At 56.3% G+C, this 14,390-nt stretch carries 12 protein-coding genes; 4 read left to right on the forward strand and 8 right to left on the reverse strand.

Going from position 1 to position 14,390, the window contains the following annotated elements:
• Positions 1 to 543: 543 nt before the first annotated feature.
• From FF011L_RS18265 to FF011L_RS18280, 4 genes are all read right to left on the reverse strand, one after another.
• Entirely contained in the window at positions 544 to 2,013 is a 1,470-nt protein-coding gene (locus tag FF011L_RS18265; RefSeq protein WP_145353074.1) for a pectate lyase, read from the reverse strand.
• A 134-nt stretch (positions 2,014 to 2,147) separates the two neighbouring features.
• On the reverse strand, positions 2,148 to 3,167 hold the full coding sequence (locus tag FF011L_RS18270) for a hypothetical protein (RefSeq protein ID WP_145353076.1): 1,020 nt from the start codon (positions 3,165 to 3,167) through the stop codon (positions 2,148 to 2,150).
• 29 nt (positions 3,168 to 3,196) lie between these two features.
• A complete protein-coding gene (locus FF011L_RS26900; protein ID WP_246109494.1) occupies positions 3,197 to 3,940 on the reverse strand; it encodes a tributyrin esterase in 744 nt (247 codons plus the stop codon).
• 42 nt (positions 3,941 to 3,982) lie between these two features.
• On the reverse strand, positions 3,983 to 5,038 hold the full coding sequence (locus tag FF011L_RS18280; protein WP_145353080.1) for a cytochrome c family protein: 1,056 nt from the start codon (positions 5,036 to 5,038) through the stop codon (positions 3,983 to 3,985).
• Positions 5,039 to 5,218: 180 nt separating this feature from the next.
• On the opposite strand from FF011L_RS18280, the gene FF011L_RS18285 reads away from it, so the two are divergent.
• From FF011L_RS18285 to hemG, 3 genes are all read left to right on the forward strand, one after another.
• Positions 5,219 to 7,456, forward strand: a complete 2,238-nt coding sequence (locus FF011L_RS18285) for a serine/threonine-protein kinase (RefSeq protein ID WP_145353082.1) — start codon at positions 5,219 to 5,221, stop codon at positions 7,454 to 7,456.
• Between the two features lie 124 nt (positions 7,457 to 7,580).
• A complete protein-coding gene (locus FF011L_RS18290) occupies positions 7,581 to 7,835 on the forward strand; it encodes a DUF5989 family protein (RefSeq protein WP_218932723.1) in 255 nt (84 codons plus the stop codon).
• 9 nt (positions 7,836 to 7,844) lie between these two features.
• Entirely contained in the window at positions 7,845 to 9,314 is a 1,470-nt protein-coding gene (hemG, locus tag FF011L_RS18295) for a protoporphyrinogen oxidase (RefSeq protein WP_246109495.1), read from the forward strand.
• Here the strand turns inward: hemG and FF011L_RS18300 are convergent.
• The 4 genes from FF011L_RS18300 to argH form a co-directional block, all read right to left on the reverse strand.
• Positions 9,273 to 9,686 carry an ExbD/TolR family protein gene (locus FF011L_RS18300; protein WP_145353085.1) on the reverse strand — a complete coding sequence of 138 codons (414 nt, stop codon included), beginning with the start codon at positions 9,684 to 9,686 and terminating at the stop codon, positions 9,273 to 9,275. The two genes, hemG and FF011L_RS18300, sit on opposite strands and share 42 nt — an antisense overlap.
• A 24-nt stretch (positions 9,687 to 9,710) precedes the next feature.
• Positions 9,711 to 10,505 carry a MotA/TolQ/ExbB proton channel family protein gene (locus tag FF011L_RS18305; RefSeq protein ID WP_145353087.1) on the reverse strand — a complete coding sequence of 265 codons (795 nt, stop codon included), beginning with the start codon at positions 10,503 to 10,505 and terminating at the stop codon, positions 9,711 to 9,713.
• A gap of 104 nt (positions 10,506 to 10,609) precedes the next feature.
• Positions 10,610 to 11,644, reverse strand: coding sequence for an NAD-dependent epimerase/dehydratase family protein (locus tag FF011L_RS18310; RefSeq protein ID WP_145353089.1), 1,035 nt, complete (start codon positions 11,642 to 11,644; stop codon positions 10,610 to 10,612).
• Positions 11,645 to 11,776: 132 nt separating this feature from the next.
• Positions 11,777 to 13,153 carry an argininosuccinate lyase gene (argH, locus tag FF011L_RS18315; protein WP_145353091.1) on the reverse strand — a complete coding sequence of 459 codons (1,377 nt, stop codon included), beginning with the start codon at positions 13,151 to 13,153 and terminating at the stop codon, positions 11,777 to 11,779.
• A gap of 218 nt (positions 13,154 to 13,371) precedes the next feature.
• Here argH and FF011L_RS18320 point away from each other — a divergent pair, with 218 nt between their 5' ends.
• A complete protein-coding gene (locus tag FF011L_RS18320; protein WP_218932724.1) occupies positions 13,372 to 14,370 on the forward strand; it encodes an NAD-dependent epimerase/dehydratase family protein in 999 nt (332 codons plus the stop codon).
• Positions 14,371 to 14,390 lie beyond the last annotated feature (20 nt).

A 14,390-nucleotide genomic window follows, 5' to 3' on the forward strand; every position in this document is an offset into this window, starting at 1 on the left:
GGCTGTCAAACCAGTCCGGGCAAGCGGTGTTTTTTAATGGCAGCATCCAAATAGTGTGCTGCGGTAAGGCAACGAATCAGAAAATCCCAACCCGCTGCGTAAGCGAGGGACCGAGAACACGGTCTGCAATCCCTCGCTTACGCAGCGGGTTGGGATTAGTTGCGTCGACGCTCCTAGCCCGAAGGCTTCCGAAAGAGTTCCGTTTCCGGGCCTGCCCCGGCGGACTCACAACTGGCAGCTACCCACATATGCAATCGAAATGCGGTTCTCCGCCAGCCCCGAATCGCCTAGGCGATTCGGGGCTGGCGGAGAAGGATGAACGATGACGCAGCAATAGGGTAGCTGCCAGTTGTTGTACCGACTGAGACAAGCCCAGCGGAAACAAACAGCTGCCGAAATCCTCCCCCGCTGCGGCAGCGACTTAGGAACTTATGATCCTTCGCCGCACGACAGCAAACGTCATCAATACTTTTTACGTCCCCCGCGAAAGCGACAAGCAATAGAACCACCGTCTGGCGACGGTAGCTACGGCTGCGAGGTCGCTTAACGATTCGCTGATATCCACTGGGCTAGCGTTAACAGATTTTTCCGGAACGTGACGCTGCGAATCATATCGGCTTCCTGGTCCTCCTTGTGGTACGCCAGTCGTCCCGGTTCCACCCAAGCTCCACGAGCATCCTGCTGCGCGATTATCTTTTGCACCTGACTATCGAATTTCGGCGACCGCTTGGCAACTGCCCGCGGCTTTCGAACGTTGAGCTTCTCCACGGGGGTTTCGAGCAGTTTTTGATACCTCCGTTCAATACTATTCAGACCAGACGTAACGATAAAACCGTAGTGGGTGGGCATGTTCGTATCTTCGTACGTCAGCTGATAATCAAGCGTAAAGTACAATGGCCGATTCGTCTTTAATTCATAGAACCGAGCCAATTTCCCATCGGACCGAAGCGACTTTTTGAAATAGGCCAACGCATCGGGGACCGGTTCGAGAAATCGTTTCGCATCCTTTTCATCGGCGGCCGTTCGTTGGTACAGATCCAACAGAATCCGAAGCACTCCCTGGCTCTCACCACCCGAAACGGCGGGCGGTTCGAACTTGCGTGCCCATACCGGGTGCATGTCCGCATCGTACTGCTGTGCCCAGCCAGGTTGTGGCTGCGGCAGCTGAGCCCAACGCAAGAAATCTCCGCCTCGGACCGCTCCTTGCAAATAGGCTTTGTCTCCATAGACCTCCCACGCATCCAGCAGCGTTTCGATCAGATCACTGATCGTATTGTCATTCAGCGTATAGAAAACGCCGTAACTGGTTTTGGTGTAGGTGCGTGACCAAGTCTCCGGAAACGAAGCTTTGATCGGTTTGTCGGGCGTCGCGGCCAATTGCCCTTGGTAACTTTGCGGCCATGCGCCGCAGGGGTACTGGGATTGCAACACGGCATCAAGCGAGGTCATCGCACATTTGTGAACCGCGGCATCCTTGAACTGCAGTTCTTTGTCCAACTGCATCATGAACCGAATCGCCGATTGTGTTTTGTCATCGTCGAACGTGGTGCGATTATTCGCGTTTTTCGCATGCGTGCCATCGACTCGATATGCGTAGCGTTTTCGATCCTCGGGGGCATATTCGATCTTGGTATCCCAGCCTCCCGATTCCAGCTGTCCACGGATCAGGGCATTTGCGGTTTCCTTGGCCGCTTCCAATAGAACGGGTTCGCCCGTCAATTGATACGCTTCTAAATAGGCGCTGCCAACCGAAGGAGTCGCTGGCGGTTCCATCCAAGCCGTAGTCGTACCGACAATCCCTTCGCCTTCGCGTCGTTTCAGGTCGGAAGTGATCTGAAAAACATAGCCACCTCCCGCGGACGCGTTTTCACGAAAGAAAGCAACGGCTTTTAGCATCGCGTCGGTCGCTTCCTTTTCCGTCGGTGCCTTAGCTTGGCAGTCCTCCACAAACGACCCTGTGATGGACAGAACCGATACCACTAGGCATACAAAAATGAAAGGGCAAGAACGCATTACAAGTCCTGAAGCGAGGTGTAACCATTACCGTATCGTCGATACGCGATTTCAAACCGGCAGCCTCAATTCTAGCCTCAGGGAACTTCAACAAGCAATCAATTTTGCAAGTAGCACAGGCTGGCAGCCTGCGTCTACCAACGCAGATGTTTCGGTGATAACGCTCCGGCGTGATCGGCGCCGCAAGACTGAATTAGCCCTGCGACACGTTCGAATGGAGTTCGCAACAGCTCTTCGGCTTGAGCTAAGTAGGGATTGGCCAACGAAGAACGATCCATAGATCCCTCCGTTTGCATGGCCTGAGTGATCAGAGGCTGGCACCACCAATCGATCGCCACCGCCTGGACACCAAGAGCAAACATTTTCACGCAGTCGTCGGGTGTAGGAGCATCGGGCGGCACCACCCACAGATCGGTATTGTCCGATTGCCGGCTAAGTTGCTCCGTCGCTTTCAGCAGTAGCGACGTTAATCGTTCTTCCCTCAGTTCATCACTATCGTCCAGCCGCAAGATCACGATATCGGGTTTCGCAGCAAGGACAGCCGGCAGTTCATTGGCAAGCCGATAAGGCCCCAAAGAAACAGCACAACGAGCGTTTGGTTGCAGGCAGTGGAACTGTTCGATTTTGCGACAGAGCAGAGAAGTGTCTTTGAATTCGGGCAACCAACCGGGTGCCGACACGGATTGCGATTCCGGCACGGAAGGGTTTGCATCCTCATCCCCCGCTAAATCCAAACCGAGCCAGCGCGACATTTGTTCGTCCGAATAGGCGTACCGACCTTGCCAATCACGAGTGCGGGCGAAGCGGAGATCGATCACGTTGGCCGCCATCAGATCTTTGATCCCCAGTCCATAGCGATCGGGGCGATACGGAACCAAGGAGTGTCCCAGCATCAAATCGCCAAGGTCGTTTTCTCCCAGTTCACATCCCAGGGCGGCTACGGGGACTCGCAGGGCATCGACGGCCATCACAATCGAGGCAGCGGTTTGCGGCGAAACGTAATACCAAGGCGGGTCATACCAAAAGAACCGCCCTGGGCTGCCAGCCGATTCAGCACGCTGCCGTACTCCTTGCAGCGGCAGCAGGTCCGTCCACATCTGATCGATGGGCGGTGGCAGAAGGCCAACGTTAGGAAGTAGATCGACTGAGGGCACCCTGAGTCTCCGCGTAGGAAAGGAAGCGGCTACCGCCAGCTTGGATCGATTTCGCCCCGCGGGCGATTTTTCTCTTCTTCGTAAATCGCTTTGGGAACGATCCGTCGGAATTCGTTGGCGTCCCCTTTGATCGCCGCATTGATCAGCAGCAGTCCCAACCGCAACCGTTCGCGTTCCCGCAGTCCGGTTTCGACGACTCCGGGCGCCAGCGATTCGGCTTCACCGCGGATATAGATCGTCGCCTGACCGATCGCTTCGCCAACGCGATTCCCCGCGTTACCACCGACGACGATTGTCCCGCGTCGAGCTCCTACGCCTAGTTGGCTGCCGACGTCACCACGCACAAAGATCTCGCCGCCACACATCGCGGCACCGCAACTGTTACCAGCGTGTCCATAAACGGCCAGCGTTCCGCCACTCATCGCGACTCCGACACCATCGCCGGCACGACCGTAAACGCGAACGGCGCCACCGGTCATCCCATCGCCGACGCCGTTTCCGACATTCCCGCGAATCATCACCTTTGCCGCTTGGTTATAGGCACAAGCGAAATCGCCAAGATCTCCACCGACGTTAACGCGAATGGATTGGCTCAGCCCCATTAAAGCGGAGTGCTGCCCGGCCGTGTCGAGGGCATGAACGACCAGCATCGCCCCCTCGTCGGCTTTGACGTTGGTCAACAAAGATTGCAAGGCCAACTGCAAGGCTCGTCCCGATAACTGGGACGCCTGGAGCACCAAATCGGGAGAAGCTTTTGAGGTCTTTTTAGCCATGCTTCCCATCGTATCATCCTTTCCGATCCACTTCGATGTGAATTACTTCCACTTCGATGGAGCGGGAACGTAGCGGTCGATGGCCTCTAAATCAGAACCGTCTGATTCGCTAGCGAACTGAACACCGATCTGAGCGATTTCGTCGGCAGCGGCAGAAAGAGGGCCGGCGTTGCCTAGTTTTAGTTTGATCGAACCGTAGACGGCCAAGACTTCAGCCAAACGGCGGTTATTCAGTTTTCCTTGAGCACTCTTCAAACGTTTTGCGGCTCGGTCGGCCCGTTTCGCTACGGTGACTCCAAAAGTATCCTTCACCGTTGCCGACGCGACGGCTCGCAGGCTACTTTCCAAGTCGGCGATCAAGCCCGCGACAAACATCACTCGCAAGCGTTGTTTGGTGCTCGCTTCATTGGATTTGCCATTGCTGCGAACAAAGTTATGGCGGACCAGTCCCTGAGACCAAGTCACCATTTCAAAATCAAGACTGCCTGCGGTATGGCCTCCGACGTTGACCAGTTCTTCATCCCCAACGGTATGACAGCGATAACAGCTTTGTGCCATCCGGTAGAGGTTATGTGGATTTCGCATCCCGTTGGCGATGCTATTTTCTAGACGTTGTTGGCGATGAGCGGGCGATTCGCTCTCACGTGTCGCTTGGCTGCCACCGTAATCGTGGTGGATATCCAGCCAGTCCTTGGCCGCTCCATGGCATGATTCGCAGGAGACACCGGAAATCGCGGAAACCTGGTTACCGGCGGCGGGATCGGCTTGTTGGGTATAGTGACAAGCGACGCAGCGGCCATCGTATTTGATCGACGAGACATTCAATTTGGCAGCAATTTCACGGGCTTCTGGCCGGCGATGGAGCTGTTCGAAGGTCTGGGAATGGGGCGTTTTCTTCCAGACTTCGACCTCGGAAGCATGGCATTTGACACAAGTCTGCACGCCCAGCACCGAATGTGGGTCGGCAGCCACGGCCGAATCGCTAGGAGCGGCCATTCCCGACGGGTCAGCAGCCAGGCAGGGAAGGGCGGTTCCCAGCAGCGAAACCAGGAAAAAACCTAACGCAGCGATTGGATTGATCAATGGAAAAGATTTCATCAGATAATGTCGATCAACAGGTCAGAAGCAAGGCAATGGCGGGGGAACCGCCGCTCAACGGATACTAAAACCTAGGTCACGAATTAGTTCCTGCGCCCTAAACCGACAGGTTTCAGGGCCTTCATTGCCGTTACAATAGTTTTCTCTTGCCCCCCGACACCTTTTCTCCCCAACCTCTGCATGCACGACCCCTCCCAGCCCGAACAAGAGGACAACGACGTCGACGTGGCATTCGCCGCCTACTTGCAGGCGTGTGATAGTGGGACCCTTCCCAGCCGCGAGGATTTCCTTGCCCAGTTCCCCAGCCTATCCGAGGAATTGGGGAAACTGATGGAAGCGATCGACTTGGTCGAAACGGCAACCAATGGGAATGACTTGCCAGAAACGCAACTCCTCCCCGCCATCCCCTCCGACGCCGAAACCATCGGTACGGCGACCGGGGGCAGTTTCTACGATGGGGCAGGGCCGGGTAGCCAGTCTGGACAATCCCAGTCAGACGCGGGGATGCCTCAAACGCTTCCCGTCGCCAAGCGGCAAGCGGGCGACAATGGACCAACCCTTCCTTACACGCTGGGCGACTACCAACTGGTCAGCATGCTGGGCCGCGGTGGCATGGGCGTCGTCTACCGCGCGATCCAACAGCCACTTCAACGCGAAGTCGCCGTCAAGATGATCCGTTCAGGCATGTTGGCCAGCGGCGCCGAGGTCAAACGTTTTTTTGCAGAAGCACGAGCCGCTGCGAAACTTCATCACCCGGGGATCGTAAGTGTCTTCCATTTTGGCCATCGCGATGGACACCATTTTTTCTCAATGGAGTGTATTCGAGGAACCGACTTGGCTCGGCGTATCGACCATTCTCCGCTCCCGCCTGAAGAGGCCGCGCGGTACGTTCGCGATGTGGCCGAAGCCATCGACTATGCCCACCGCCACGGAGTTCTGCATCGCGACTTAAAACCGGCCAATGTCCTAATCGATGAACAAGACCAAATTCACATCACCGATTTTGGATTAGCCAAACAGATCGACAGCGACAGCAGCTTAACGGGCAGTGGCGTCGCGGTTGGAACGCCCAGCTACATGGCGCCAGAACAGGCAAGCGGGCACAGTGACCGCGCGGGCCCGACCACGGATGTCTACTCCCTGGGTGCGATCCTGTTTGCAGCGCTGACCGGCGAACCTCCGTTTTCAGGATCGACGGTCCTCAAAACGATGATGCAGGTGATCCATTCCGATCCCCCGCGTCCGAGCAACTTGGTTCCAGACATTCCGGCGGACGTCGAAACGATCTGCTTGAAATGTTTAGAAAAAGACCCCGGCAAACGTTACCGATCGGCCGCGGCGCTTGCCGAGGATTTGGCTCGGTTCCTAGCGGGGCGTCCAATTTTGGCGCGTCCACGTCCGGCGGTTGTCCGCGCGATCAACTGGATGGAAAGCGTCCCCTTGGTCGCTGCCGTCACCGGCCGTCGCCAGCTTTCGGAAGCGAGCCAGGGGCATCGAAGATTCCAGGCGGGGATTTTGTTGCTTGCGATGCTGATCCCATTGCTGATTGCCGGATTCGTCACCGTTCGCCACTCGGTTGCGCAAAAGATGCCCAGGGAGATCCACCTTGGTGGCGGCCTGGAAGGGGGCGCCTACAGCGAAGTCAGTGAACTGCTTGCCAAGCGGATCCACAAACGTGGCAGCCTGCCGGTGACGGTAAGCAAGAGTGGCGGTTCGCACGACAACAGCAAATCGGTCTTAGACGGAACCGTCCACTTGGCCCCCATGCAAGCGACTTCGATCACGGGAGCGGACCTGAGTGTTGCAGCCCCGCTGTTCTACGAAGCTGCCCACGTGCTGGTGCGCCGCGATTCCAACATCCACAGCATCGAAGAACTTGCCGGCCATGCCGTGGCGGTAGGCCCCGATTCCAGCGGATCCAGGCAGGTCGCGGAGTACTTGCTCGACTCGTATGCGCTTGCTCCCCAATCGGTCCCGCGAAAGGTCATCCCCTGGCCGCAATTGAATTCAACAGAAAATCTTGACGCTGCGGTGATCTGCATCGGGCGGCGAAGCAAACTAATCGGCGACCTGCTGGACCAAGGATGGGGACTGTTACCAGTGCAGCAAGCGATCGAGGTTTCGCTTCAGCATCCGACGCTGCGGACGATGACGATCCCGCCAACCGATTTTCCTTCCGCCAACCTTCCGCCGGGCGGAATCCCCACGGTTGGGACGACCGCATTTCTAGCGGTCCGAACCGACCTACCCGATAAACTGGTCACGCTGACCCTTGAATCGCTTTACGAATCGCCTCCCTTGTTCCCGGGAATGATCCCACGCCTAAATGCCGCAGAATGGCAAGGACTCGTTTTTCATCCCGCAGCCCGCAAGTACTACGCACAGTCACAGGCCAAAGATGAACCGGTCGCCAAGTGAAAAGTTTCCGGGGCGGTTTCCCAGCGGGACGTGCAATATATAAGTTGACGATTTCCGCTCAGGCTGCTCTTGTTTGCTTCCGCCGGGCTCGTCCCGGTCGGTACAACAACTGGCAGCTACCTGAATGCCTACCCCCACTCGATCCATCATGCCAACGTCCTCCAACGCCGACTCCACCGATTCGACCACCGCGTCTGGTGAAGCGTTCGCAGAATCGGCGTTTGAGCAGAGTCCGGGTTTGGTCCGTGAATTCTGGGATTTTTTGCATGACAACAAAAAATGGTGGCTCGTTCCTATCCTGTTGTCGATCGCCTTGTTATCCCTGTTTGTTACATTGGCGGCTTCGTCCGTTTCACCTTTTTTATACGTGCTGTTCTGAGGCTTTCTGTTGACCCGCCAAATAAATGCCAAACCTCACGTCGTGATCGTCGGTGGAGGGCTTTCCGGATTGACGACGGCCTTTTATCTGCAACGCGCTATCGCAGACATTCAGCTGAGCATTCTTGAATCCGCACCACAAATCGGTGGGGTCATTCAAACTGAGCAAATGGACGGCTACCTGGTGGAGCACGGTGCGGACATGTTTGCAACGCAGCCAGGGGATGCTTTTCAACTCTGCCAAGATCTGGGGATCGAAGAGGAACTTTTGGTTCCCAATGTGGAGGGACGCGGTGCCATGATCGTACGCGGCGATCAACTGCATCCCGTTCCAGAAGGGTTCGTGTTGATGCGTCCCACACGAACGGCTTCGATCCTGAAGACTCCTTTGCTTTCTCTATCGGGGAAGATGCGGCTGTTGGGTGAACGGTGGATCGCCACACGGAAAGAGACGACCGACGAAAGCGTTGCGGACTTTACCAGGCGACGCCTGGGACAAGAAACCTTAGATCGGATCGTGCAGCCATTGGTCGGGGGAATCTACACCGCGGATCATGAACAACTAAGCATGGCCGCGACGATGCCTACATTCGTCAACATGGAACGCCAACACACCAGCCTTGCTGCAGCGACCGCAGCGCGCCAACGACGTAGCGAAGACAGCCCCGAACGCAACAGTAGCGGAGCCCGCTACTCTCAATTCCGTGGTTTTCCAAAAGGGATGAGCTCTTGGCTGCAGACGATTGCCGATCGCCTTCCCAAAGACGCGATGCGACTGCAGACCTCCGTCCGATCGGTGACTCCGACAGCAACCGAAGGTCACGACCAGAGATGGGATGTCGAAACGAGCGAGGGAAAACTGCCTCAAGCCGATGCCGTCGTGCTGGCAACTCCCGCCGCCGCGGCAGCCAAACTATGTGCTCCGTTTGCATCCTCGATAGCGGAACCCTTGAGTAGTTTAAAAACCGCCAGCTCGGTGATCACGATCATTGCCGCGGCGAACAAGGATATCGCTCGGCTTCCCAAGACCTTTGGATTTGTGGTTCCAGCTGCCGAAAGCAAATCGATCCTAGCCTGTAGTTTTGCCAACCATAAATTTGCCGGAAGGTGTCCCGAAGATACGACACTGATGCGTATCTTCATGGGAGGTGCGTTGCGAACCGATTTGCTGGAGCGAACCGATGCTGAACTATTGGCGTTGATCCGCGAGGAGCTGGGCACTTGGATCGGCTGGAATGGAAAAGCGATCTGGACCAAGGCGGTCCGCTGGAACAATGCGATGCCGCAGTACCATGTGGGACATCTTGATCGAGTCGGTAAAATCGAAAGCGGTTTGGCGGCCTACCCAACGATGGCACTTGCCGGCAACAGCCTACACGGCGTGGGGATTGCCCCAGTCATTCGTACCGCAAAACAAGCCGCTGCCAGAATCGCGGCTTCACTCGCCGTGGACAGCGAAAGCGGCGTTCCAAAGCCCTGATTCGGCACTCAACCGCAAGATCGGTTCAACCTTGGCGTAAGGAACCGTTCGGTCGGTGCGAATGCGGACCGGCGCCTCATCGCCATGCTTGTCTCGATGGCTGGCCAAAATGGCCGCCAAACGAGGCTCATCGGCTTCGGTCCCCGCAACCAACCAGCGCCCGTCCTCATCGACATTGATCGTCAGGACATTTCGGGGATCGATTTCTTCTAGGTGCGTATCCGCAACGGGAAGCGCCAACGGCAGATGGGCTTCCTGGCGGGCAAGGTGGCTGGAAACCAGAAAAAAGATGATCAACAGAAACACGACATCGATCATCGGCGTCATGTTTGTCGCCAAGCGATCGCCATCGTCCGATGGGGGAATTCGCATCCAACGCCCTCCTTTTTGTCGCGACTAAGAAGGTTCGCGAGGTGGTGGCGGTGGATTGCCTGGTCGTTTTGCAGCGGGAGGCGCGGGTGGCGGCTTTACCGATTTGACCGGTTTGGTAGGTGGCGAAGCGACCACTTGTTGTGGCGTCACCGTGCGGGGCGGCGATGCACTGCCGGGCTTTGCTGGGCGACCTTGTCGCCGCTTAATCGGAGCCAACGCATGTTGTGCCTGATAGGCCGCTTCGGCGATCAAAGTGTCGACGCGATTACGAAAGACGGCGTACGCTGCCAACGATGGAATGGCTACGATCAATCCTCCAACGGTCGTGACCAAGGCCTGATAGATCCCCTCGGCAAGGTCACCAGCGCCGGCGGCCCCCTGGGAACCAGCGACTTGTTGGAAAGCAAAAATCATCCCCGTGACCGTTCCAAGCAATCCTACCATCGGGGCAATATTGCCGATCACCGAGAGGTATTCGATCTTTCGCATCAAACGTGCCGATTGATCGGCCAGCCCATCCTCGACCGCCTTTTCGACCTCTCGCCAGCCAAAATCCATTTCGGCGATCCCGTTCAGCAGCACAAAACTGAGCACACTAGGGGACCGTCGGCAGGCCGCGTCGGCTTCGGGAATGCGGCCGGTGAGAAGTGCTTGGCGGACCGCATCGGAGACCCCCTCGGGGAGGATTTCGTTATGCCGCAAAGTCATGATCTGATCAAAGACCAAATAGGCCGCCGACACGCTGAGGGCGAACAATAACAACAGGATCGCCAGACCAATCCAGCCACCGCTAAAAATAATCTCACCGATCCCGCTCATCACTCGCCTTAGGGTCCTGCAGCCACAAAGGAACGTGTCCCTCCGTAGCCGATGCCTGCAAACATTGACAAAGTTTGCTTAACGATTGCGGACCTAGATCCTCATTAGCTTAAACAAACCGATTCACTCTGCTCCGCAGCATCGTAGCCGATTGCGGGGCGGTTGTGGTAACCATTCTCTCCCAACCAGTTCCAAGAATCGATAATACAGGTGTCCAGCGATGGGATCGAATACCCCAGGCGATCGATCGCTTTCTGGCTGTCATAGAAGTGATCGTCGACGGCTGCCTGGATCGCAGCACTATTAAACGAAACCTCGTCCATTCGCAGCATGGAAATCATGTCACCAACCGTCCCGACCAGCCTTCTTGAAACAGGCCCCATCGAAAGTCTCGGTGCACGTCGCTCGGTCAATTCGGCGATACGATTCCAAAGCACAGCAATCTTGATGTTGTTTCCTGCGAGGATGAAATGTTCGCCGACCTGCAAGTCTTCGCACAGCGATACGATCGCATCTGCAACTTGTTGCACGTGACAGACACTCATTCCCCCCGGGGGAACCATCAGCGGTTGGTATTCGGAAACCTCCAATAGCATCCGTCCAGAAGACGGCGCCCAGTCCCATTTACCTAACATGAACCCTGGATGAACGACGGTCGCCCGGAGCCCCTCGGCGATCGCCGCATCCACGACCTCTTCGGCCGCAATCTTGCTGTCGACATAGCTGCTGGAAGCTTTGCGGTGACGGGGCGATTCTTCGTTGATCCATTGGCCCGGATGCTGGGCGGAGCTCAACGTGTCGACAGACGAGACATAGACGAGTGCAACGTCCTGTTTGCGGGCAGCCGCAACAATATTTTGGGTACCCCCTACATTGATAGCAAAGGATTCATCCCTCAATCCACTGCCAATATGTACCAAAGCGGCAGCGTGAACGACACAATCGACCCCCTCGACAGCACCAGCGACAGCCCCCGCGTCTCGCACGTCTCCAAGGACGATTTCGACCGGCAATCCTTCAAGGGTTTCCCGGTTACTGGTACCCCGCAACATCGCCCGCACGGAGATTCCTGCAGCAATTAACTGTCGTACGACGTTGTTCCCTACCAAGCCGGTCGCTCCGGTGACCAAGACTCGCATAACGTATCCCTCGTTTATGAACTAGCCCGCGTTTCCAGCCGCTTGCCCTCAAGGGAGGGACCAAGCCTAAAAACGTACCAAGCGGCGTAAACATCCGTGCAAACGCCGGGCCAAATCCCGGCCGCAAACGACTCAGCTTAAGCGTTCTTTCCAGATTGCAACTTGCTGAGCAACTCTCTTGGGGGAGGTTGATCCTTCGCTGACGAAGGCTTCCACCGCTTGCTTCGACCCCAACACCTCTCGCACCGAAGCATCCAGCTCAGGTGCATGCTCCTGCATCACCTCGAGCGGCAGATCGGAGAGCGTTACGCGACGGCGCATCGCTTCGCCAACAATCGCGCCGACCAAATGGTGTGCTCGGCGTTGAGGCATCCCCTTGCGAATCATAAATTCCATCAACGAGGTGGCATCCAGATACCCCTCTTCAATCGAAGCAGAGATTCGCTCTCGCTGCAGTTCTGCACCGGCGACCAATGGGGCGGCCAATTGCAGGCAAGCTTGGATCGTGTCGAACGAATCGAAGAGCGGAGGTTTATCTTCCTGGAGGTCACGGTTGTAAGCCAACGGCAAACCTTTGACCAACACCATTAACGTCTGCAGGTTCCCAAGAACTCTGGCCGATTTTCCACGCGTCAATTCCAGGACATCCGGATTGACCTTTTGCGGCATGATGCTGCTACCGGTGCAGAACGCGTGTGGCGATTTGATGAAACCGAATTCGACGGTGCTCCAGAGAATCCACTCCTCGGCCCAGCCGCTTAAGTGGGTCGCAATCACGCCTAGCACAAACGCGCTTTCCAAGACGAAATCTCGGTCGCTGCTGGTGTCCAAACTGTTGGCGGTCATGCCTTCGAAATCAAGCGATTTAGCGGTCGCGTTGCGATCGATCGCGATACTCGTACCCGCCACCGCGGCGACCCCCAAACTGCACTGATTCACTCGCTTGCGACAATCCTTAATCCGCTGCCGATCGCGTTCAAATTTTTCGATGTATGCCAACCAATAGTGCGGCGCCAGCACCGGCTGAGCCCGTTGCAGGTGGGTGTAGGCGGGCAGGATCACATCGGCATCGGCGTCGCAGCGACTGAGGAAGGCCTGCTGCAGTTCAAGCAGCAAGCGATCGATATCATCCAACGCATCGCGAACCCACATCCGAAAATCGGTCGAAACCTGATCATTGCGGCTACGGCCGGTATGCAGTTTGCGGCCGACATCGCCCAAACGTTCGATCAACGCTTGTTCGATATGCATATGGATATCTTCCAGCTCGATGCGAAGAGGCAATTCATCCGCATCCAGTTGTTTTTCAATTTCATCCAAAGCGGTGCAAATCTGCTCCGCTTCGTCGTTCGAAATCAGCCCTTCGCTGGCCAGCATTTGGGCATGCGCTTTCGAGCCACGAATATCATGTCGATAGAGTCGGCGATCAAAACTGATGCTCTCAGCAAATTGTTCGACGCGAGAGTCGGTTCCTTCGCTAAACACACCGCCGCGGGATGGGCTTTCCAAAACGAATGTTTCCTAAACAAAGAAGGGGAAGAAGTCTGCCATAAATCGTAACGTTTTTGACAATTTTGACGAGCCGTCGGATGGAGCTTTGAAATCCGTCGACAAGATCGTTTTTTTTGGTCGTGATATGTCTGAAAACTCGCGATCATAAAATACCCACCTACAATGGGGTCGGCAAACGACTCTACCCCCAATGAATCTCCACGAGGACAAACCTAGTGAATAAGGCTTTGGTAACCGGAGCGACCGGATTTATCGGCACGCAGCTGTGCGAGCGATTATTGTCCGCGGGTTACCAGGTTCGCGCCACCGTCCGCAAAACATCCAATCAAGAGCGGTTAATCAAGCTGGGGGTCGAAACGGTTCCTTGCGATCTGGCCAGCGAATGCCCGACGCCGCAGCAGCTTGACGGGATCACTCACGTGTTCCATCTGGCAGGCCTAACGACCAGTCCAAACCTAGAGAAACTTCGCAGCGTGAACGTCACGGGGACCGCAAACCTAGCAAAGGCCGTCGCCTCCCTTTCCAATCCCCCCAAAATCATTCACGTTTCCTCCATCGCAGCCTCCGGTCCAGGCAAACGCGATCAAGTTCGATCGTCGAATGAATCTCCCAAACCGGTCTCCAATTATGGACGCAGTAAACTGGAGGGAGAACAAGCGATTGCCGCGATCGCCGATCGGACGTCCGTCAGTATCGTGCGTCCCGGATTGGTGTTTGGTCCCGGAGACCACGAAGGACTTCGGATTGCCAAACCAATTGCACGGGTCGGTATCCACATGACTCCCGGCTTTCGAACGCCGCCGCTAAGCGTCATCTATGTGCATGACCTAGTCGATATTCTGATGCGGACCGCAAAGCAGGGTTGCAAGCTCCCGTCGGCCTCGTCGGCAGATCTTAAAGGACGTGGCATCTATATCGCGGCGGCATCCGAACACCCCACCTACCGCAAGTGGGGGCAAATGATTGGTGCAGCTTTGCAGCGCAAAATGATCGCTTGGCCCATCTTCCCCAACGTCGCTCGAGTGGTCGGACTGGTGGCGCAGGCCATCGGCAGTGGGACGCTGCACTACGACAAAATTCGCGAAGCTTTGGTTCCCTCCTGGGCTTACTTCGATCCACAACTGGAAACCGACCTGGGATTCCAACCCTCCGCCACCGTCACCGACCAATTGGCCGACACCATTGCCTGGTATCGCCAGGAAAAAATGCTTTAAGCCTGCACCGCGGCACCAGC

The organism is Roseimaritima multifibrata, assembly GCF_007741495.1.
Classification (GTDB): domain Bacteria; phylum Planctomycetota; class Planctomycetia; order Pirellulales; family Pirellulaceae; genus Roseimaritima; species Roseimaritima multifibrata.